This is a genomic window from Thalassotalea castellviae (assembly GCF_031846185.1).
Lineage (GTDB): Bacteria > Pseudomonadota > Gammaproteobacteria > Enterobacterales > Alteromonadaceae > Thalassotalea_H > Thalassotalea_H castellviae.
Map to the genome: position 1 here is coordinate 749277 of NZ_JAVRIF010000001.1, position 21360 is coordinate 770636.

The following is a 21360-nucleotide window of genomic DNA, read 5'->3' on the forward strand; positions in this document are numbered from 1 at the left end:
TACTTTATCGGGCTATAATACTTTCTTCATCGATTTCAGCTTGAAACTGCTCAGTGAAAGATTGAACTATCTCATCTTTCAATAGTAATTCTTTGGCATAATCATAACGTTTATCGTTGATTTTTCCTTGAATCTGAAAAGGGTCATCAATGGTTTCTTCAACGACGGTTATTTCAACTTTCATTGGTTTGTCGAAATAATCCGAAACAAACTGTTCTAATTGTTCCAATGCCACTGGTGATTTTAAATGTTTAGTCGACGTATTTAACTCTAATATAAAGACTTCATCATCCGATGCCTCAGAGATAGTCGCATTAAGGGCTAGCTGTCTTAAACGACCATTAAGCGCCATTGAATCGATAATATTAGCCCAGCGATCTACCTGATTCGCTTTTTTAACCACACTAGGGTCAATTTCTTCAGGAGTAAATGGTTGCTCCGAAATGGTCGCGATATCAGGTACGTCTTCAATAACCGGTTTATTGACCACTTTTTCTGTATTTTTCTGACGCTCAGCGGCGTCATTAAGCTTTTTTCCATCTTTCTCCAAAGCTTTTTTACGACTGCGCAGCATATTTCTACTTGCTAAAATCGAATCTATTGGTGAGGCACTTTGTGGATTGCTTACTTGTGCTATTTCGGCTTCTGTGAGCAAAGGTGCTTGTTCATTAGACAAGTTATTATCAGAAGATAGACTCGGATCATTGTTCAGCGCATTCTCTTGAGACTCAGGAGGGATTTGAGTCTTTGCGCTTTGATTGCTGTTTGTTAAACCGGCTTGATTCTTCTCTTCGACTTCATCAGATTGAGCCTCATTAGAGAGTAAGTCTTCATCGTTCCTTTTTGGCGTGTTGATGGAGGGAAGCTCATTAAAACTCTGGGCAGCTTGCTGCTCGATGCTTGCCAATTCAGCTGAAAGGCTTTGCTCTTTAGACTCACTTGCATGAGATAGGGTTTGCTCGTTTGCTTTTAAGGCTTCGTCTTCTTGTTTAACAAAGTTTTGCTGTGTCATTGGCTGGTTGGGAAGATTTGGCTCCAGATCTGTAAAGTCGAGCTCTCTATCAACCTGCTCTGTTATTTCTATCGCACGGGTTTGCGGTTTAAACGCTAATAACCGTAATAACACCATATCAAACGCCGCTTGTTCATCTGCAGCATATGGTAAGTCTTTTCGACCTGTTAAGACGATTTGATAATAAAGTTGTACATCTTCAGGGCTCAATGCCTGAGAGAACTTTTCTAATAATTGATTATGCTCAGGCGATAAATCAAAATGCCTGTCGACAACTTGCGCCATGGCAATTTGGTGAAGTAGCTGAATCAATTCAGCCATTAAACGTCCGTAATTCGGGGCATAAGAGGCAATATCCAACGATAACGCCATTAATCCTTGAGTGTCTTGCTTAATTAACGCTATTAATATTTTATACACCCAATGATGATCAACACCCCCTAACATATTTTGAACGTTACTAGCGAGGATATTACCATTTCCTTGAGCGATAGCCTGATCCGTTAAACTTAACGAATCGCGCATACTCCCCCGCGCCGCTTTAGCTAATAAAGAAATGGCTAATGGCTCTGCAGACACATTTTCAGCAGTTAATATGGTTTTAAGCTGTTGTTCAATCTGTGGTACAGCTAATGCTTTTAAATGAAACTGTAGACACCTAGACAGTACCGTTACGGGGAGTTTTTGAGGATCTGTTGTAGCTAAAATAAACTTTACATGCTCCGGAGGCTCTTCTAAGGTTTTTAATAAAGCATTAAAACTGCTTCTAGAAAGCATATGTACTTCATCAATTAGATATACCTTAAATCGACCTCTCGTTGGAGCATATTGAACATTATCAAGTATTTCTCGAGTATCATCGACTTTAGTTCGTGATGCAGCATCAATCTCTAATAAATCGACAAACCTACCTTGGTCAATATCTACACAGGTATCACATTCGCCACAAGGCTCTGCCGTGATACCAAGATTACAATTTAAGCTTTTAGCAAAAATTCTAGCGATCGTTGTTTTACCAACTCCGCGAGTACCTGTAAATAAGTAGGCGTGGTGTAAACGTTGTTGTTTTAAGGCATTAGATAATACCGAGACAACATGCTCTTGCCCCATTAATTCCTGAAATGATTTTGGGCGCCACTTTCTTGCTAATACTTGATAGCTCATAAAAAACCTTACTCACCTTCATACTGAAGAAGTGAAGTGACAGACAATCCTAAATTTTCTAGTTTATTTTCACCACCCAAATCGGGTAAAGAGATGATGAAAGCAGCATGAGGCGCTTGAGCACCTAACTTTTTAATAAGTTTACTAGTCGCTTCTATCGTACCACCAGTGGCAAGTAAATCATCAACAATTAATACTTTATCTTCGCTGGTTAACGCATCTTGATGAATTTCAAGCGTATCAGTACCATATTCAAGTTGATAATCTTCAGCATAGGTTGGTCTCGGTAATTTCCCTGGTTTGCGTACGGGGACAAATCCAACGCCAAGGGCTAGTGCCAATGGTGCTCCAAATAAAAAACCACGTGCTTCAGTGCCAACGACTTTTGTATAACCTTGGTGTTGGAATTTTTCTTTTAAAAGATCAATCGTCAGTTTAAATGCTACAGCATCGTCTAATATGCCTGTTACATCCCTAAATAAAATGCCTTTTTTAGGGTAATCAGCAATAGTGTGAACCGCGTTTTTTAGTTGTAAAGTTTGTGCTTCTGTCATTATTCAATTTATTCATTATTTGGTAATGTTAAAGAATAATGGAAAACGAACTAATTTTATAGTGAATGTACCAGAGAATTTTCAACCAACAGCTTGTTAATCAATTGAAAGAAAGTTTCTTCATTGATTGGTTTAGCAATAATCTCCTGACATTGCTTTAATTCTTTAACATTATGAAGTGAATTGAGATCTTGAGTCGTCATAAAAATAACAGGAATATTTGCTGTTTCCTGCTTTGACTTTAAGTTTTTAATTAGTTGAATGCCGTTCATCACGGGCATTAAATGATCAATAATATACAAATTAAAAGTTTGAACTTGGGCTTTTTCAAGCGCATCTAAACCATTATTCGCACATTCATAGGTGTAACCAAGTTGAGTAAGTAATCCTCCAACCTTTTCACGAACAGCGGCTTTATCATCAACGACTAAAATATGCATATTATTGAACTACTTTTTAATTGAACTTAGCTTAAAACGGTAAACCAACCCATTAGCATAGGTAATAATGGCGCCGCTACTAACGCTGTTAAAGCTGCAAATAGGTGACGTTTTGATGAACTATCTTTAAAATTTTCATGTTGTGACATCTTCAATTTCCTAACTAAACTACAAAATGAACGGCGCGAATTCTAGCTGAAATAAGAATAAAATAACAGGAATATTTAAATTTCTAAAAACAATGCAGTGATTCAAAGCTAGTTTCTACACAAAAAAAAACCAGCCAAAAGGCTGGTTTTTTTTGAAGAAAGCTAAATTAAATGGCTTTGCCTTTACGAGCGGCAGTATCTTTAATATAACTTACCCAACCTTTAGCACCCTTACGAGTCTTAGGGTCTTTCATCGCATTTTGAATAGCTGCATAGGCTTCTTTATATTGAGCAAGGTAGAAATGAGATTCTGCAATACTCATATATAATCTACCTTTGTTCGATACACCTAAATCTAACGCTTTATTCAAAGCAACTACGGCTTTTTCAAACTGTTCATCCTGTGCTAATAAAGTGCCTTGCTTACTATAGTGTTTAGCTTCATTAGTCATTTTAGCTAATTCACCATAATATTTAGCAGCTTTATCAATATGCTGTGCAGCATGCCAAGCATTCGCTAACGAATAGATATTAGTATCATCACGTTTAACTAAGCCTGAAGAGATATGCTTCTCTAATAATTTTGCAGATTTATACGGCATATTATTTTGCGCATACAAACTAGCTAACGTTTTAATTTCTGACTCTTTTTCAAGATAACCTTGTTTATAAGCCAATTCTAACGTTGCCATGCCTCGGTCATAATCTTCAATTAAAAGATAAAAATTCCCTAACTGTTTCCAAAATGCTTTTTCATTTGGAAATAATTGCACTGCTGTTTCAAGTACATTTACAGCTTCTTTAAATTTCTTAGTCTCATAATAAGACGTCAATTTTAAAATATAAGGGTTTTTATTATGCTTATCACCATATGCTGCAATAGCATTATTTGCTGGCGTGATCATTTTAGGTAAACGTTTAAGCTCATAGTTCGCTTGGGCAATTTTCACCCAAGTATCACCATCAGATTTACCGGTAAAATCCATCCAAGCTTTATAATTGGCTAAAGCACCTTCATATTCTTTCGTTTGCATTTGAAGGTCAGCAAGTAACTTAATCGCTTCACCATGATCAGATTCATTCAAAATATCTGGCTCAACCGCTTTCTTTAAATACTCAATCGCTTTCGCTTCTTGATCACCTAAAGTTGCATACATAACCGCGATATATCGAGCCAAAATGGCTTTATCATAATCACTTTTTGCATTGATTTCTAACAGTAAAGCAAGTGCCCCTTTGATATCATCTGTAGAGTAGAGCTCAAATGCTTTACCCACTTTTTTACCAACAGAAGGACCCATTAAGCGAGTTTTACGTTTTGGCTTTTCTGACTTTTCTGCACCAGCTGCGCTAACATCAAATGATGTTGGCAGCTGTACTAATACCAATGAAGCCAATAAAGTCAAAGATGTTAATATCTTATTCATTATTACGAACCTCCATCCATTTTAAAGTCTAATTGAACTGACAAACCTGTTTGACGTAATGGCTTACCATCAACAACCTTTGGTTTGTACTTCCACTTACGTAAAGCACGTTTAGCTTCTTTATCAAAAATACGCTTTGGTTCTGCATCGATAACCGTTACATCTTCAACACCACCAATCTCATTGATAGAGAACGAAAGTTTTACCCAACCTTCTTTACCATCACGAGCTGCTTGTATTGGATATTTAGGTTCAATACGTACAATTGGTGTTGCATCACCATCACGACCAAAGCCTGCGCCTGGAGCAGATATACCTGCATTTGCACCCGCTAACTGCACACCTGGCATATTAAACGTTAATCCACCAGATTGATTATTAACTTCAGGCTCAGGAGCTTGAGGTTTAGGTGGCGTTTTAGGCGGCGGCGGCGGCGGCGGTGGCACACGTCGTCTTTGCTCAGCAGCTGACTTAGGTGGCGTAGTGTTAACTTCAACAATAATATTTTCTAATTTTTCTTCTTCTCTTCTATCACCACTGGATATAAGAAAAGCCATAAAAGAAAATAATGCAAAAGTAACAGCTGCGCCTAGTAGTATTGATACTAATAAGCGAACCATATAACTACCCCTTAGCTGCAGCGATAGAAATTCTGTCTATGCCCGCTTCTTTAATAGCGTCCATTACTTTAACAACTACGCCATGTTTTGCGTCTTTGTCAGCTTGAACAATCACTACTTCACTTGGTTGTTCCGCTAGTAATTTTTCAATATTAGCCGCTACACGTTCTATATCAACACGACGTTTATCTAACCAAATTTCACCATTATCTTTCACCGCAATGAAAATATTAGCTGACTTTTGTTTAGACTGATTAGCCGCTTTTGGTTTGTTTACTTCAATACCTGCTTCTTTTACAAAAGAAGTGGTTACGATAAAGAATATAAGCATGATAAATACGATGTCTAGCATCGGCGTCATATCAATTGCCGCTTCTTCGTCTTCACGAATACGTTTACGTGCCATTCTAATCTCTCTCTAGTGATGAGGTAAACTGTCAACCAGTTTAGCCTTTGCTAGTTTAACTTTAGCGTCTAATCTTGTGCTAAAAAACACCCCTGATAATGCTGCAACCATACCCGCCATTGTCGGGATAGTCGCCATTGAAATACCAGAAGCCATTAGACGAGGGTTACCTGTACCTTGCTGAGCCATAGTTTCAAATACTGAAATCATACCCGTTACTGTGCCAAGTAAACCAATCAGTGGACACATTGCCACTAAAGTTTTAATCGTAATCATGTTACGTTCAAGTAATTCTGCCGTTTCGGAGATCCATGTATCTCTAATTCGATGTGCATACCATGATGTTGTATCAGTTCGTGCATTCCAATTTGCGATGATTTCATCACGCATCTTAGGGTAAACTGATGCTAAGAACCAATAACGTTCTACCATCATAATCCACATCAATAAGAGAGCAAAGGCGACAAAGTAAAGTACATTACCGCCAGTTGCAATAAAACTCCTGACAGATTCTATAAGCTCTATCAGGAATAGCATTATTTAGACTCCTTCTCTGCAATTGCAGCAATTAAACCAGCACTTTGCTCATCTAATTTATGAAGAACGGCTTTACTACGACCAGCTACAATGCTGTGTACTAAAATTAAAGGTAATGCAGCAATAAGACCCAAAGCAGTTGTTACAAGTGCTAATGAGATGTTACCCGCCATAATTTTCGGGTCACCTGTACCAAACAATGTAATCGTTTGGAACGTCATGATCATACCGATTACTGTACCTAACAGACCCATTAACGGAGCTATAGCAGCAAACATCTTGATTAAGCTAATACCACGGTCAACGGTTGGTGTTTCACGTAAAATCGCTTCATCAAGTTTAAGCTCTAATGTTTCAGCATCAGCGCCTTTATTTTCTTGGTATACCGCTAATAAACGACCTAATGGGTTATTACTATTTGGTTGGTCAAGATTCTTCTGTTGAGCTTTCATTTTAGAAGAAACCGCACCAAGAACAACAACACGCTCAAGAGCAATTAATAAACCAATAATTAACAATACAGTGATTGCGTAACCAACTGTACCACCTTGATGGTAGAACTCTTCTAATGTTTTCTTACGAGTTTCTAACGTTAAAATAGCGCCACGAGAAGGGTCAACATATAAAGGAGAGTAACCTGAAGTTTCACCAAAGAAACTAGAAGCTGTATCAGCAATATAACCAGCAGGTTGCTTAGCTAAAGGTTGAATTTGACCTACTTCATCGTTGTAGTTTAAATAACCATTTTCTGAAACAAGGTTAAATGTACCGATACGAGTCACTTGTTCAGTCGATTTAGAACCATCTAAGTTAGTTACTTCAGCTGTAAATTGTGAAATTTCACCTGATTGAGTCATTTCAGTTTGTAAGGCAAACCATAATTCTTCAAGTTGTTCTAACTCAGGGATTGCTTTAGCGTTAGCAATTGCATCTAATGCTTCACCACGACCTGGGTATTCAGCACTTACAATTGATGTAGCAATTTGACCATAAGCGTTTGCAGCAGCTGCACGACTTACACCAAACATTTCACCTAAAGTACCTTTAGCGTTATCTAGTTCAACTTCTTTTTGTGCTAATTTAATTTCATTAGCTGCATATTCTTTCGTTAAACGTTTGTTACGTGCTTGCTCATCAGCAAGTTGCTTTTTCGCTTTATTTAATAAAGCTTGTTTGTCAGCACGAGCAGAAGTAAATTCAGCTTCACGTTTTTTGTCAATTTTAGCTTCAGAAATACGGTCTGCTTTAACTTGCTTTAACAGCTCGTTCAAGTCATTAGCGTTTGCTGAAGTAGCAATACCTGCTGTCATCGAGGCAGCAAGCAATACAAAATTAAATACTTTTTTCATTATTTAGCTCCTGCTGCAAATACTGGTAATTTAGTTAAATCTAATGGTAATTGCTTGCGAGCCATACGGATACCATCAGTGATAGGCTTAAGATACTCATCATCTAATACTTCCCATGAACGAGTTTCGTTATTCCAAACCCATGCATTTTTCATATCAAGAGATTGAGCAACAAAAGAAATACGACCCATATGTAAGAAGTCAGCCGTAAGTGTTTGACCACCTAGATCTAACTCTGCTTGATAAACACCAAACACTGTACCGTAGTTAGCTTCAATTTCGTAAGCTTCAAGAACTAAACGGAACTGCTCAGAAACAGAAACGTTTGAGTTACCCATAACATCACGTAAGGCTTGAATACGCTCTTTACGTGCAGCAATGTTCATTGGCACATCTAAATCAACAAATTTTTCCAATGTGTCGATCATTTTGTACATTAATGGTACAACACCTTGTTTTGTTTTATCGATACCAGCAATTTGCTTTTCAAGCGATTTAAGATTGGCATTTTGATCATCAACCATTAATTGAACATGATCGTTATAACCAGATAAAATTTCAGCTTCATCAACCGTATTACGGTATTCAGCCAATAATTCTAACGTTTGCTCGTAGATATTATCGATTTTGCTTTGTGATTTTTCAGAAGCTTTGAAAATTTTTGCTTCCGCTTTATGTAGTTCAGTTAATGCATCAGCAGAAGCGAAAGTGCTTGCTGTTAATGCTAATGAGCCGATTATCGTTGATGCGATAAGGCTTTTTTTGCTTAATTTGGACATAGTTCCCAACCATTGCTATTTAATTTTGATAACAAATATTATTGTTAACGCAAATTTAATAATCTGCCATTTTTAAGTTTTAATTTCTCTAGAATAAAACCATGCAATATTCCCAGACGACAGTGTTTATGTCAACTGAACATAGTAAAAAGGTGGTTAATTTAGTAAAAAGTACAAAAATCAACCTGTTTTAGTGACGATCAACCAACAAGACATTCGCTTGTCGCTTAAATTGACTATAAAATAACCCCTAAATTATGTATTAAATATTTGCTACACATGTTTTACTAAGTTGTTCGTAGTAAGTCAAATATTATTACAATTTTATATAATATTTTATCGCTTGTTTTAAATCTATTTAAGGTGCATTTAGCCAAGACAGTTTATTCTTAACGTCAATACAGGAGAGCTTAAGTGATTGTAATTAAAGCATTAGCTATTCATTTTATTGGGTTTGTTTGTCTTTTTTATTCAATATCCGTTTCCGCTAATGGTATTTTATCTACTAACTATTTATTCAAAAGTAAATTTTTACAATACGATCTAAACTATAGAGTTTATACTCCAAATGTAGAAAATAGAAAGAGTCTTCTGCCCACGTTATATTTAACTGATGGTCAATGGTATCTTTCAAGTGGCGATATCAAAAAGACATTAGATAAGTTAATTGCTTCAAAAAAGATTTCCCCTATTTTTGTCGTCTTTATTGACAGTAGGAATCCGCATAAGTTAACTGAAAATAGAAGAAATGATGAATTTATGTGTAATGCAAAATATATCAGTTTTTTCATCAATGAACTCATCCCAACGATAAGCCATAACTTTGCTGTTAGTTCAGCTCGGGAAGACAGAGTCATTGGAGGGATTTCATTCGGCGGATTAAATGCAGCTTGCTTTGGTTTATCTGCCCATAAATATTTTGGTGGGCTAGTGATGCAATCGCCAGCTAATGAGCAACATTTGAAAGTTATTCGTCGTTTATATTCAAAGTCTTCAACACTTCCCTTAAAAATGTTTCTGTCTTCCGGTGGCAATAACGATAACGGACGAGCAATTAAGAAGTTTTATCAAACTCTTGAAGACAAGGGTTATGATGTAACTTTTGTAAAAAATAACAAAGGTCACCATTGGGACAATTGGCGACCTTTACTTCCTGAAGTTTTAACCACTTTCTTTTCTATCAACGAAACTGATAAATAATTAAGTGGGTGTGGTTTTTATTTCTCATCAACCGCCAACTCTTCTAATAACTCAGTAATGTTTTCTTGATATTTTTGCCATAAGCCAACAGATGTATCATAAATTGGTTGTCTCACCTGATATGCACTTGCTGTTTTTATCACAGCTTCCGTTCGATGAAAATTCAGACAAGCTTCTTGCCAGTCTAAATCACAGGCCTGCACTAATTTTTTAATTTCAACGTCTGGATTTTTTATTAACGCTTCGTATTCAATATCATAAATGGACTCAGGAAAGTTCTCATGCCAATGCTGCATTAATTTTTGATATAACCGATGAAATTGACCTAGGGTTTTTAAATTGTAAGCGAAACGGTAATTGTCGGTTGTGAAATTTTTTTTATAAATTGATAAGCAATTATCTTTAGCGTTTCTAACACAATGAATAATTTTTGCATTAGGGAAGGCAAGCTTTATAAATCCAACCATCAACATGTTAAAGGGTAGTTTGTCAGTTATATAGTCTGCATCAGAATCAATACTTTCTAATTGTTTTAGATACTCTCGTGCGATATTTGCTAACTTTTCTTTCGGGTATTGATCTAACGGGGAAAATAGAAAATTATTATTTTCGGTAAGAAAGCCCTCCGTTGATAGTTTGAAAAAGTGCTCTAACTCCCCTGCTCCATGTACTTTAGAGTGACTTGCCAATATCTTCTCAACCAAAGTAGTGCCAGAACGCGGCATACCAATAATAAAAATCGGCTTTGATGACGTTTCAGGGGTTAACTTTGCTTTATCTACACTATCTTTTGTAAAAGTATTAATAATATTGCTAATAAACGCTTCATCAGACTCAATCGTATAATTATTCCTAGCATATCGAAGGTCATTCCCCGTCTTAAGAAACAGAAATGCTTGAGCGTAATCTTGTAAGTCTTCATATGCCTTCGCTAAAGCAAAAGCCAGTTGAATCTTATTATCAACGGGTAGATTCGTTTTATTGTATTGTTCTAACATTAAGGCAATATGCGGATCTTGACTATCAGCATATTTATTAATCGTTGCAAAAGTAAAATGAGCTTGAGAATACTCAGGGTGAATTGCGATTGCTTGTTGATAATATGTTTTTGCTTCGTCTAATTTACCTTGAGATTTTAAGATATTTCCAAGGGTGTATATTGCTTTAACATTTCTATTATTTACTTTTATTTGCTTTGCACAAAGGGCTTTTGCTTTATCTAGTTCGCCTTTAGCGATATAAATTTGCCCTAAATGCTCTTCTCCTTGTAAAAAATTTGGCGTAATAGTTAGCGCTTTTAAACACGATTGCTCACTTTCATCAAGCTTCCCTATTTGTAAATAACAATAGCTTAAATTTAAATGGCCAAGGCTAATTTTAGGGTTTACGTTAAGCACTTGTTGGTAATAATGAATGGCTTGTTTAAAGTTACGTTCAAATTTACATATATCACCTAAGCCAAGTAAAGCATCTGGGAAGTTAGGCACTATTTTTAACGAAAACGTCCATAAACTTTTTGCCTCTTCAATTCTATTTGTCTTTGCACAAATAAGTGCCAGTTGTGAATAAACTTGAGGTAACTGAATGTGACTCTCTACGAGTTTCCTAAATTCAATTTCCGCTAAAGATAAGTTACCGGTTGAAATGGCCTTTTCCGCCTTTTGTAACCCTTCTCGCTGTTGTGGGGTTATAGTTGGCTGATTATTAAAATGCATGGTGAGATCCGTAAATTATAAATGTTCGTTGCTCAATTAAAATTGATATTAAGACTCAAAAGAAAAATGATGCTGATAATTTTTCCAACGCCCTGATGAGCCTTTATACAAAGGCTGCCTAACTTGCCATACACTCGCAGTTTTTACTTGATTTTCTGACTGATGAAAATTTAAACATGATGATTCCCATGATAACTTGGCAAAGGCTAACAACTTTCGAATATTAGATTCAGGATCACTGATAAGATCGTCATAATTAAACGATAAAATGTCATCGCCAAATAGAGTTAGCCAATGATTCATCAACTTCTCTTGTTGTTTGTAAAAATGAATCGTGTTTTCTATTTTTGTTGCATAGGACATTGATGGCCCTAATCTTAGAAAAAACACCGATAAGCAATTGTCAAAAATAAAACGTTTAGTCCAGATGATTTTTGCCTCTGGCATTAATGCTTTTATTAAACCAAGGTACAAGAAATTATCTGGTCGCTTATCTGTTAATAATTTTCCTTCAGACTTAAATTCACTCACTTCTTGCCGGTAATCTGAAAGAAGTTTTCCACTGAGCGATTCGAATTTCTCAGGGAGATCTTTTGGGAAATCAGGAAAATGATGAAGGATAGAACGATGAAAAAACTCTTGTTCTCCCCCTGAGCTCACCTTGGAATGGCTCGCAAGTATTTGTTCACAAAGTGTTGAGCCAGAACGAAACATACCACAAATAAAGAGTGGCGACTCTTCTGTTACTTGTGCTGAGTGTTCCTTTACTTTGTTAAACCAATCTTGATTAAAATATGCAATGATACTTTCAATATATTGTTCATATTTTTCTGGTTCATAACGAGGCAAGTAGGCCTGATCCAATGTATTGGCTTTTTGATAAAACGAAGCGGCTAATTGGTACTCCTGACAATCGTCATGAGCTTTACCTAATGCATAAGCAATATTAACTTTCTCTTTATCGGCAAAATTTTTGGAATAGAAAACTGCTTTCATCGCCAGAACTATTTCATCTTCTTTCGATTTAATTTTATAAATATCAGCTTGTCTAGCAAGTGCATCAACATTTTTTGGGTTTTGAATAAAAGCATTTTGAAACATTGAAAATGCTAACGCTTTTTTGCCTAATTGTTCGTAAACATTCGCTAAATTATATTTTAGTGAGTCTTGATTGGGATACTTTTCAATCGCGATTAATAATAGCTCAATAGCCTTTTCGGGGGCTGATAAATGTTCACTATAAATAATAGCGATATTTAAATACACTTCATAAGCATCACTTACATCTAACGACAATGCTTGATTATAGTGCTCAATTGCTTCTGTAAATTCGCCACAAAGCTTTAAATAATAGCCACAATTAAAATGGTGATCAGCATTCTTTGGTTGCTTTAACGCTAATTCTTTATAAATTAAGGCTAGATCAGGCCAACGTTTTTGAAAATTATACAATTCAATTAACGGTTGTAGATAGCTGTCTGCAGATGGTTTAATTTTTCTTAATGCTAATAAATGTTTTTCTGCCAAGTCATGATTTTTATGTTGAAAGCTAAACTTCACCATCACTTGATGAGCAGTAACATTGTTTGGCTCACACTTAAGTATTTCTTCGATAATTTTGATGCCTGCTTGCTGATTATTCGAATTAAGCAGAGTAATGGCATGATTAATTGATAGTTCTTGTTTCATTGATTTACATTTAATTACAACGTTGATCAAACTTTACCATAAAAAAAAGCGGCTAACTTTGCAGTTTGCCGCTTTATTTAGTTTTTTAACTTTTTATTAGAAAGTTAAAGAAACTGAACCGTGAATGTAACGACCTAATTGGTCATAGAATGCACCTGGGTCCATTGTGTTACCAGTCATTGGTGGCTCTTCATCTAAAATGTTATTAATACCTAAACGAGTAGTAATATTTTCAGATACTGTGTAACGAACACTTAAGTCAAGGTAAGTTTGAGAACCAATACCTGTACCTACTAAGTAATCATCTTTATCATCGCCATCGTAATCGCCGTTAGTAACTTCGCCATTGATACGGATTTTAGCATTTAAGCCAATATCGCCCATGTCGTAGTTAGCATTGATCACGCTTCTCCACTCTGGTTGAGGGAAACATTTAGCACTGATAGTACCAGAACAGTCGTAAATCGCATCTGGGTTACCTGGAAGCGGCTCATATTCTTTAGTCATCATGTAAGTACTAACTAAAGTAACGCTAAATGGGTTACCTGATAATTCAGTGTTGTAAGCTGCAGTAATATCTACACCTTCCCATTTACGGCTCGCAAGGTTAATGTTTGTTGCTGTGATATAACCTTGAGTACCAGCCCAAAGACTACCACCACTGTTACGGTTGATGTTATCACAGAAAGCCGCATTACCAGTTTCAGCACATTGTGTTAATGTTACGTCTTCACTAACCGTACCAATAACTTCATCAATTTCAATTTTCCAGTAATCTACTGAGAAATCGATCTCATCAGTTAATTGACCAACTAAACCTAATGATAAAGTATCAGCAATTTCTGGTGCTAAGTCAGGGTTACCACCGTAAACACCATTATATTGACCAGCTGGACTTGCAGCAATATTACCGTATTGCGCAGCAGTTACACCTGTGTTAGCACATTGTGCTGCTGTGAATGAAGGATCATCAGTCGCACACGGATCTTCACCAGACCATAAACCTAAACCTTGGCTTGCGAACATTTCACCAATGTTTGGCGCACGTACCGCACGGTTATAACTTGCACGAACTTTCCAATCATCAACAGGTGTCCAATCTAAAGCAATTTTATAAGTTGGCTCTGAACCAGTTGTGTCGTAATCAGAGTAACGGTAACCTAATTCAAGAATTAAAGATTCTGCAAATTCTTTACCTTCAAGTAATGGTACACTTGCTTCCGTGTAAAGTTCACGAACTGAGTAACCACCTTCTAAGGCATGAGTTGGACCACCTTGACCTAATAATAAGCCTTTGTCGTATACTTCATCTACGATACGCTCATATTCTTCTTTTCTGTATTCTGTACCAAATACTACAGCAACAGGCGTATCTGCACCTGGCATAGTAAAGTCTAATTCACCAGTAACATACGCACTGAAGATAAATTGGTCAGAAAGCTCAGATCTAGCTGCAACACCTGTTAATAGGCCAGCCGACTCTTCTGTAACACCTTGGTAAGTAAATACTTCGTATGGGATACAATCAGCAGTATCCGCACAGCTTTCGCCGTTTGCACTTAATGCTGTAGTAATACGTGGAGCGAAGAAATCGTTAATGTAAGCATTCGTAACTGTAGTAGAACCTACTTGGATGCTTGTATCGTAAGACCAAGTATCGTTAAGCTCACCTTCAGTACCTAAAACGATACGGAAAGAGTCATGTTGAATTAATGATGCACGAGCACCACCTTCAACGTTACGCTTACCGATATAAGTTGCAAATTGATCACCAGAAGCTAAACCAAACGCATCTGTTAAATATGAACGTTGTGCGTCGCTAAGTAGCGGGCTATCGTAATCGATTCTGTATTCTTCGTTGAAGAATGTACCAGATTCTGCGATTTGACCTTTAGTTTGGTCACGCATATACATGAATTCCATGTATGGCATGAAATTGTCATTGATTTCATAATTAACAAATGAACCGAATGAGAATCTTTCATCTGGACGCATGAAGAAGTTAACAGGGTTGTAGTTATACACGTTACCTGATGAAGGTTGGAAACCACTATCAGGAGTTAATGTTAAATACTCGTAGTTACCCCAGTCAAAACTACCTGATTCATTTAATGGACTTAAGTAGAAGTTAGGAATAACAGCGTTACCAGAACCACCACATGAAGTAGCTGTCGCATTCAATGCACATGAAGTGTAGTCACGAGTACCAAATTTCATTTCATTGTTACGTTTCCACGTTGCGTAAGCAACGGCATGACCTTTACCATCGGCAAAGTCACTACCCATAGTAATTTCGATACCGTAGTTTTGACCTTCGATATCTGAACTACCTGAAGGGTATTCAAAATCTTTTTCATCCATTAAACCTTGGATGTAAGAGTTGTCGTTATTATGTTGGTAACCACCACCAATGAAGTCAATTTCTAAACCTTCGAAATCATCGTCCATTACAAAGTTAACAACACCGGCTACCGCATCAGCACCGTATACAGAAGAACCACCACCGGTCATTACTTCAACACGTTTAACTAAAGCACCAGGAATGCTGTTAGCATCAGCAGAACCTGAAGAACCACCACCTGGTTGCATACGACGACCATTGATTAGTACCAATGTACGATGCGCGCCTAAACCACGCATATCGATACCACCACGACCGGTAGCACCGTTAGATGAGAAAATTGTTGAAGATGCTTCAATTTGAGGCAATGTGTTAAGCATATCTTCTACACGAGTCAAACCTGAAATTTCAATATCTTCAGCACTTGTTACTTGAATTGGGCTAGAAGTTTCCATGTCGGCACGTTTAATACGAGAACCGGTAACTTCAATACGCTCAACTTTTTCAGCTGACTCTTCTTCTTCAGCTGAAACTGCCGATGTTGAAACCGCTGTTGCTGCGCCTGCACCAAAAATCATGGCAAGACGAACAGCTTTAGCTATTTTGCTATTGCTATACATATTTTCTCCCTGGATCACTTTCGTGATTCTAGTGTTTAAAATCAAAGCTATATTGCTTCGTTTGTTTATAATTTTGGTCATTGACCTGATCTGTCAATATGGATAGTAAACTTAATATCTATTTATGGTCAATACCATTTGTAACTATTCAGTAACAATAATTACAAATCTACACACATAGATATTTTTTAATAAACTTATATTTCAATAACTTAACTTTTTCACATTAATTATATCGATCATAGATTATAAAATTTCAACTACAAATAAAGCGAGCAAAACCAATCGGTTTAAAGTATAAAAATCAACAAGATAACAAAACACATATAATATTACATCCTTAAAATACGTGATAAAAATAGAATTTTAACTACACGAGAAAGCATATAAATTAAAAAAAATAAACCTATTAAATTCAAGCATATAATTCAAAGCATAACCTTTACGTAAAGATAAAAAGACATTGTTCAATAAAAAAGCACTAAATTAAATTGTAACAAGCCCGATTGCTCACTGAAAATAGCTGGTTCTGTTCAGTAAACATTATGTTAGACTGCACAACTTGATTTTAATTAGTAGGAAATATTGTCCTTAATGGAAGTTGTTTTAAATGTTGAGTTATGGATAACACTTTGCAGTGTAGGTTTTCTTGCAGGTCTTATTGATGCTATTGCTGGCGGAGGAGGTATGCTTACTGTTCCTACCTTATTAACCGCAGGTCTTCCTCCTCATGTCGCACTTGGTACAAATAAATTAGCAGCAACTTTTGGCTCTTTTACTGCGTCAGTCACTTTCTATAAAAAAAAGCTATTTGATATTGCCTTTTGGCGCATCTCAATCATTTGCACCGCAATAGGCGCTATCATTGGCACAGTTATAGTAAAATATTTAACGATTGAATTTTTAGACAAAGCTTTACCGCTTTTGATTGTTTCTACCGCTGTTTATACCTTATTTGCCAAAGGAACAGTTTATAGTGACCAAGGTTTACCTAAGCCGTCAAAAGCTTTAAAAATAAAACAAGCTTCACAAGGCTTAATTTTAGGCTTTTATGATGGCATAGCAGGTCCTGGCACGGGTGCTTTCTGGACTTCTTCTTCAAGTGTTTTATATAGAATTAACATTCTTCTGAGCTGCGGATTAGCACGTTCAACCAATTTTGTTAGTAACTTTTTTAGTTTATTAACTTTTATTTATCTTGGTTATGTAAACGTATTATTAGGCGTTGCAATGGGGATTTTCATTATGCTTGGTGCATGGGTTGGTTCGCATTGGGCAATTAAATTTGGTAATAAATTTATTCGTCCTGTTTTTATTATCGTAATCCTTGGTATGTCTTGTAACTTAGCCTACCAAGCTTGGATCCAATAAATATTACAAGTATGTCAAACTCAGCTATAACGAAAATCAACCATATTTTATCTGATTTACACGCAAAAGCAGTTGATGTGGATATGGCTAATAGCAACAATAAATCCTTTTCCATCAGGAAAGACTCGCCAATATTTTCTGAAACATTGTTTAATACCAATAGCGATAAACTCTCTCATTATGTCGATGAAATAAAAAAGAAAACGCAAGAATTAGCACTTTTAATCAAAACAAGAAAAGTACAGTTTTCCTATGCAAGATTAGCAATAATCGAACAACAAATATCAGCAATCAAAAATGCTATTGATGCCAATGATGCACAAAATAAAGCTTCAAAACATCATATACAAATTCTTAAAAACAAAAAATATCGTCAAGCGGCTCAATCCTTGATTATGCCGACACAGTCACTTTATCAAAAATTATCCGAAACGCATGAGTTTGAGAGACGTTTGCTTGATATGCTTGAGCAAAAACAAAATCAGTTTTCACAAGCAACACCACATACTAAAAACAAAATTTCAGATGAGCTATTGATCATACATCAACGGTTAGGCAGGTGTCGTCAAGCTATCTCTAAACTTGAAAGGCAAATAGAAATAAGTGAAAAACGGTAGCGAGTCATCACAGGTAAAAATTTACTTTACTTGCGGAAATCATTCGCTTTTTATTTCATCTAGCATTAGGCTTAATACAAAATAACTCAAGAGGTTAATCATGAAAATTTCAGATGATATCCATAATTATTATGAAAAATTAGTTATGCAACATTTTGCAGCATTAAAACTTGAAGAAAAATACGATGCAGACTTTATTGCAGACTTAACTTGTGTGGTTTTAAACCAATTACCTAATAGATATATTCGACATGAAGTAGATATGGCTTTTTATTTACCTGCTTCGGAACGATTTGAAATGGAAAGTAACGTAAAGGTAGCTGTAAACAAATCGCTTGAGTTTATGAAATTACATAACGATTAATATCTAGACTTTTTTCAATGATAAGCAAGCGTGTCACAAAGTATATGCTTGTTTATCGCTATTCTTTAATAAACCTTAAACTGCCCTATTCTTATCCATTTATTTCAACACTTAATCACTTTGCTTCTGACTTTATTTTAAAGAACACTCCATAACACACAGTCAAAACGGGATTTTTGATTTATTACTAAGCTCAACCTTTATGAACCAGTCATGGTTAGTTTGAACAATAGTCTATTTTTCTAATTGCCCGTCAATGTAATTCGAAACGATAGATACTATTACAACAATCTAGATAGGGAATAATTGGTAGCACGTATGTAGCAGGCCATGTAGCAAAAAGCTAAAAATATACGTAAGCCATTGAAAAGTAAGGATTTGGTGGCGACTTTCCCAGCCACACTCCGGCACATGAGTCGTCTGCTGCGGTTGCTTCCTTCCGGACCTGGCCGAGTTCACAGAGTATCATTGCGAAGGGACCAAAAAAGTCACCATAGAACTGCTAATTAGCGGTGAGGATTATCGCTAATCCCAATGTGTGATGCAAGCACTACTAGCAATTATCAAACTAAGTGTGGATTTTTTGCACAAACATCGACAAATTGTCTCTTAATTTCCATTAAAGCTTGTTGGATATCATCTTGAACAATATAAGGTCGGTGGATCTCGACTTCTTTTTTCCTAAAATCGAGACTGATCGGAATAATCGGTACATTGGCTTGCTTTGCAATAATAATAAAGCCCGTCTTCCACTGTTTAGTTTTGCTACGGGTTCCTTCTGGAGATAGCGCTAAAATCATACTTTGACTGTTATTAAAAACGTCAACCATCTGACCAACAACCCCCTGAGGATGTTTTCTATCAACGGGTACACCGCCAATTTTTTCAAGAAACCAACGCAATGGCCAAACAAAAATACTTTTTTTCCCCATGAAGGTTACTTTTAAATTGAGAGATAACATCACCAAAACAGAAACAATAAAATCCCAATTAGACGTATGTGGAGCAACAGCGAGAATAAACTTTTTTTCAGCTGGAAAATTTCCAATTATTTTCCAGCCAAATAATGTCAGCAACTTAGCTGATAAACGCCTGACAAGTCGATAGTTAGTTTGTGGTATTCCAGCAGGTATTTTTGGTGTCACCGTAAACCCTAATTATTTTCTCTGGCTATTTTTTCACTTATTTCTAGTAATACCGATTTAATCACTAATAAGTTTTCTTTACCAAGGCGTAACATTAATTTTTCGGCGTCATCTAAACTTTCGATATCTTCATCTTTAAATTGATACATGACACTTGGACGAACTAATTCAATTTGCTCTTTAGGTATTTCCATATCAAGCACTTTAGTAATGGCATCTTGTAAGATATCGGTAAAATCTTCTTCTGGGTAACCTAACTCTTGGTAGGCTTCGTCAACTAAGGGTTTTAATTCAAAGTACCAACTCACTAATGTTTCACTATCAACAGAACGAAGTAGATCAACATATAAGCTAAATCGTCTCGATGACGTGTCATCCCATTTGATGATCACATTGCCATTTTCATTGATTTCTCGACCTGAAAATGGACTCGTAGGTTTTATTAATGGGCTATGTTCATAAGCTAAAATGCCTTGTGAAAAATTATCGGTAAAAACGACAAAGCGACGAATCATATCGTCATCAATCACTAATTTTAATAATTCTTTACGCCAAGTAATCGTAGGTAACTTTTCTTCTAACCAAGCATCACTTTCATCTAATGTTGGTAGTAAAGATGCTGGCTCTGAGGCCGGCTTTTCAATAACTTCTTCTTCGATAGCAGGTTCAACGACTTCGGGTTCAATAATTTCAGGCTCAGGCGTTGGTTCTACAATGGGTTCTTCTACCACAGGAGTGTGAATAATAGGTTCAACCTCGTCTTCCGACAGAACGAACCAAAGGATCGCGATAATAACAATCATAATGCCAACAATGACGCCCCATGGCACAGAAGATGATGTAGATTGAGAGTTTTCCATAATTACCTTTCGTAAGTTACTTTATAACGAAATAATCACCCTATCGTTTTTACAAACGTTTATACCTAGATGAGGTGAAGAAAATATTAAGGCTATTGCAACGTTTTTTTTACATCGTTGCAAGTACATTTAGCCATTTCGGTGGATAAAAAGCCGTTTTATTGCTCATGGTGATAACTGTCATCAATTATTACCCAGCTAAGTCAGGCGTTGCCAGTTAGCATTCGCTAATAATTTGTTTTTCATAAATTTACACCGCATCCGGTTGATTTTCAGGAAGAGCTTTTATAAATGCCGGTAATTGATTACAACGATCGACTATGCCATTAATAAGTGGAAATGGTGTCATATCAAGGTTAAAACGTTTGGCATTATAAACTTGAGGGATTAAACATAAATCCGCGATGGTAATCGAATCTGCAAAACAATATAAACCGGCTGTTTTAGCAAGTTTTTTCTCTATCGCTGTAAATCCTGTTGCCATCCAATAATGACTCCATTGTAGTTTAGCTTGCTCATCACAATGAAGTTCATTAACCAAGTATTGTTGTACTCTTAAATTATTTACTGGATGAATTTCACAGGCAATATCTAAAGTTAGCCCTTGTACTATAGCTTTTTCAGCATAGTTATTGGGGAATAACGGCGTCACAGGATATTGATTATCTAAATACTCAATGATGGCCAATGATTGATTTAACACAAGATCACCGTCTACCAATGTTGGGACAAGATGCGTTGGGTTTAAGTTCACATAAGTTGACTCATGTTGCTCGCCACCGTTGTTAATTAAATGCACAGGAATTAATTCAACGTCGATATTTTTTAAATTTAATGCAATGCGAACACGGTAAGCCGCTGAAGAACGCCAATATCCATAAAGTTTCATTTCAAGACCTTAAATAGAAGTTTAATTGACTATGGTATGACAGCGAAAATTGAACACCAATAGCTAACGGCTAAATAGCTTAGCCGTTATTGTTAGCGATCCTTTACATATG

Annotated in this window: 20 protein-coding genes and 1 other RNA gene; 4 read left to right on the forward strand and 17 right to left on the reverse strand. The window is 36.2% G+C overall.

Going from position 1 to position 21360, the window contains the following annotated elements; translation table 11 throughout:
• Positions 1-4 precede the first annotated feature (4 nt).
• From dnaX to RM573_RS03385, 10 genes are all read right to left on the reverse strand, one after another.
• On the reverse strand, positions 5-2176 hold the full coding sequence (dnaX, locus tag RM573_RS03340) for a DNA polymerase III subunit gamma/tau (RefSeq protein ID WP_311577184.1): 2172 nt from the start codon (positions 2174-2176) through the stop codon (positions 5-7).
• A gap of 8 nt (positions 2177-2184) precedes the next feature.
• Positions 2185-2730 (reverse strand): adenine phosphoribosyltransferase, encoded by a 546-nt coding sequence (gene apt, locus RM573_RS03345; RefSeq protein ID WP_311577186.1) that lies wholly within the window; start codon positions 2728-2730, stop codon positions 2185-2187.
• Positions 2731-2786: 56 nt separating this feature from the next.
• The gene (locus RM573_RS03350; RefSeq protein ID WP_311577188.1) at positions 2787-3170 is read right to left on the reverse strand and encodes a response regulator; all 384 of its coding nucleotides are present in this window, start codon (positions 3168-3170) and stop codon (positions 2787-2789) included.
• Between the two features lie 26 nt (positions 3171-3196).
• On the reverse strand, positions 3197-3319 hold the full coding sequence (locus RM573_RS03355; protein ID WP_311577190.1) for a hypothetical protein: 123 nt from the start codon (positions 3317-3319) through the stop codon (positions 3197-3199).
• Positions 3320-3486: 167 nt separating this feature from the next.
• A complete protein-coding gene (locus RM573_RS03360) occupies positions 3487-4746 on the reverse strand; it encodes a tetratricopeptide repeat protein (RefSeq protein WP_311577192.1) in 1260 nt (419 codons plus the stop codon).
• Positions 4747-4748: 2 nt separating this feature from the next.
• Entirely contained in the window at positions 4749-5366 is a 618-nt protein-coding gene (locus RM573_RS03365; RefSeq protein ID WP_311577193.1) for an energy transducer TonB, read from the reverse strand.
• Positions 5367-5370: 4 nt separating this feature from the next.
• Entirely contained in the window at positions 5371-5772 is a 402-nt protein-coding gene (locus tag RM573_RS03370; protein ID WP_303451342.1) for an ExbD/TolR family protein, read from the reverse strand.
• Between the two features lie 12 nt (positions 5773-5784).
• On the reverse strand, positions 5785-6309 hold the full coding sequence (locus RM573_RS03375) for a MotA/TolQ/ExbB proton channel family protein (protein ID WP_311577197.1): 525 nt from the start codon (positions 6307-6309) through the stop codon (positions 5785-5787).
• Positions 6309-7658, reverse strand: coding sequence for a MotA/TolQ/ExbB proton channel family protein (locus RM573_RS03380; protein ID WP_311577198.1), 1350 nt, complete (start codon positions 7656-7658; stop codon positions 6309-6311). Before RM573_RS03380 ends, RM573_RS03375 begins: the two co-directional genes overlap by 1 nt.
• Entirely contained in the window at positions 7658-8437 is a 780-nt protein-coding gene (locus tag RM573_RS03385) for a DUF3450 domain-containing protein (protein ID WP_311577200.1), read from the reverse strand. Before RM573_RS03385 ends, RM573_RS03380 begins: the two co-directional genes overlap by 1 nt.
• Positions 8438-8851: 414 nt before the next feature.
• Between RM573_RS03385 and RM573_RS03390 the strand changes: the two genes are divergently transcribed.
• Entirely contained in the window at positions 8852-9637 is a 786-nt protein-coding gene (locus tag RM573_RS03390; RefSeq protein WP_311577202.1) for an alpha/beta hydrolase, read from the forward strand.
• Between the two features lie 17 nt (positions 9638-9654).
• Here the strand turns inward: RM573_RS03390 and RM573_RS03395 are convergent, their stop codons facing one another.
• The 3 genes from RM573_RS03395 to RM573_RS03405 form a co-directional block, all read right to left on the reverse strand.
• Positions 9655-11352 carry a tetratricopeptide repeat-containing sulfotransferase family protein gene (locus RM573_RS03395; RefSeq protein ID WP_311577205.1) on the reverse strand — a complete coding sequence of 566 codons (1698 nt, stop codon included), beginning with the start codon at positions 11350-11352 and terminating at the stop codon, positions 9655-9657.
• Positions 11353-11400: 48 nt separating this feature from the next.
• Positions 11401-13041, reverse strand: coding sequence for a tetratricopeptide repeat-containing sulfotransferase family protein (locus RM573_RS03400; protein ID WP_311577208.1), 1641 nt, complete (start codon positions 13039-13041; stop codon positions 11401-11403).
• A 96-nt stretch (positions 13042-13137) separates the two neighbouring features.
• Positions 13138-16002, reverse strand: coding sequence for a TonB-dependent receptor domain-containing protein (locus tag RM573_RS03405; protein WP_311577211.1), 2865 nt, complete (start codon positions 16000-16002; stop codon positions 13138-13140).
• Positions 16003-16596: 594 nt separating this feature from the next.
• On the opposite strand from RM573_RS03405, the gene RM573_RS03410 reads away from it, so the two are divergent.
• The 3 genes from RM573_RS03410 to RM573_RS03420 all read left to right on the forward strand — a co-directional run bounded on the left by RM573_RS03410 (position 16597) and on the right by RM573_RS03420 (position 18354).
• Complete coding sequence (locus RM573_RS03410; protein WP_311577214.1) at positions 16597-17373, forward strand: TSUP family transporter; 777 nt, start codon at positions 16597-16599, stop codon at positions 17371-17373.
• 11 nt (positions 17374-17384) lie between these two features.
• Positions 17385-17990, forward strand: a complete 606-nt coding sequence (priC, locus tag RM573_RS03415; protein WP_311577217.1) for a primosomal replication protein PriC — start codon at positions 17385-17387, stop codon at positions 17988-17990.
• Positions 17991-18090: 100 nt separating this feature from the next.
• Positions 18091-18354 (forward strand): late competence development ComFB family protein, encoded by a 264-nt coding sequence (locus RM573_RS03420; RefSeq protein WP_311577220.1) that lies wholly within the window; start codon positions 18091-18093, stop codon positions 18352-18354.
• Between the two features lie 388 nt (positions 18355-18742).
• Here the strand turns inward: RM573_RS03420 and ffs are convergent.
• From ffs to maiA, 4 genes are all read right to left on the reverse strand, one after another.
• An RNA gene (ffs, locus tag RM573_RS03425) (signal recognition particle sRNA small type) lies at positions 18743-18839 on the reverse strand.
• 78 nt (positions 18840-18917) lie between these two features.
• Positions 18918-19499: a 1-acyl-sn-glycerol-3-phosphate acyltransferase gene (locus RM573_RS03430; RefSeq protein ID WP_311577223.1), complete on the reverse strand. Its 582-nt coding sequence runs from the start codon at positions 19497-19499 to the stop codon at positions 18918-18920.
• Positions 19500-19507: 8 nt separating this feature from the next.
• Positions 19508-20359, reverse strand: a complete 852-nt coding sequence (locus RM573_RS03435; RefSeq protein WP_311577226.1) for a DUF3014 domain-containing protein — start codon at positions 20357-20359, stop codon at positions 19508-19510.
• A 250-nt stretch (positions 20360-20609) separates the two neighbouring features.
• Positions 20610-21248, reverse strand: coding sequence for a maleylacetoacetate isomerase (gene maiA, locus RM573_RS03440; RefSeq protein WP_311577229.1), 639 nt, complete (start codon positions 21246-21248; stop codon positions 20610-20612).
• Positions 21249-21360: the final 112 nt, after the last annotated feature.

What these genes read in the sequence shown, in the direction of transcription:
- RM573_RS03410 (WP_311577214.1), top strand. Translation starts at nt 16,597, where the DNA reads ATGGAAGTTGTTTTAAATGTTGAGTTATGGATAACACTTTGCAGTGTA.
- RM573_RS03385 (WP_311577200.1), bottom strand. Translation starts at nt 8,437, where the DNA reads ATGTCCAAATTAAGCAAAAAAAGCCTTATCGCATCAACGATAATCGGC.
- RM573_RS03395 (WP_311577205.1), bottom strand. Translation starts at nt 11,352, where the DNA reads ATGCATTTTAATAATCAGCCAACTATAACCCCACAACAGCGAGAAGGG.
- RM573_RS03365 (WP_311577193.1), bottom strand. Translation starts at nt 5,366, where the DNA reads ATGGTTCGCTTATTAGTATCAATACTACTAGGCGCAGCTGTTACTTTT.
- maiA (WP_311577229.1), bottom strand. Translation starts at nt 21,248, where the DNA reads ATGAAACTTTATGGATATTGGCGTTCTTCAGCGGCTTACCGTGTTCGC.
- RM573_RS03370 (WP_303451342.1), bottom strand. Translation starts at nt 5,772, where the DNA reads ATGGCACGTAAACGTATTCGTGAAGACGAAGAAGCGGCAATTGATATG.
- priC (WP_311577217.1), top strand. Translation starts at nt 17,385, where the DNA reads ATGTCAAACTCAGCTATAACGAAAATCAACCATATTTTATCTGATTTA.
- apt (WP_311577186.1), bottom strand. Translation starts at nt 2,730, where the DNA reads ATGACAGAAGCACAAACTTTACAACTAAAAAACGCGGTTCACACTATT.
- RM573_RS03360 (WP_311577192.1), bottom strand. Translation starts at nt 4,746, where the DNA reads ATGAATAAGATATTAACATCTTTGACTTTATTGGCTTCATTGGTATTA.
- RM573_RS03405 (WP_311577211.1), bottom strand. Translation starts at nt 16,002, where the DNA reads ATGTATAGCAATAGCAAAATAGCTAAAGCTGTTCGTCTTGCCATGATT.
- RM573_RS03435 (WP_311577226.1), bottom strand. Translation starts at nt 20,359, where the DNA reads ATGGAAAACTCTCAATCTACATCATCTTCTGTGCCATGGGGCGTCATT.
- RM573_RS03350 (WP_311577188.1), bottom strand. Translation starts at nt 3,170, where the DNA reads ATGCATATTTTAGTCGTTGATGATAAAGCCGCTGTTCGTGAAAAGGTT.
- RM573_RS03380 (WP_311577198.1), bottom strand. Translation starts at nt 7,658, where the DNA reads ATGAAAAAAGTATTTAATTTTGTATTGCTTGCTGCCTCGATGACAGCA.
- RM573_RS03420 (WP_311577220.1), top strand. Translation starts at nt 18,091, where the DNA reads ATGAAAATTTCAGATGATATCCATAATTATTATGAAAAATTAGTTATG.
- RM573_RS03355 (WP_311577190.1), bottom strand. Translation starts at nt 3,319, where the DNA reads ATGTCACAACATGAAAATTTTAAAGATAGTTCATCAAAACGTCACCTA.
- dnaX (WP_311577184.1), bottom strand. Translation starts at nt 2,176, where the DNA reads ATGAGCTATCAAGTATTAGCAAGAAAGTGGCGCCCAAAATCATTTCAG.
- RM573_RS03375 (WP_311577197.1), bottom strand. Translation starts at nt 6,309, where the DNA reads ATGCTATTCCTGATAGAGCTTATAGAATCTGTCAGGAGTTTTATTGCA.
- RM573_RS03400 (WP_311577208.1), bottom strand. Translation starts at nt 13,041, where the DNA reads ATGAAACAAGAACTATCAATTAATCATGCCATTACTCTGCTTAATTCG.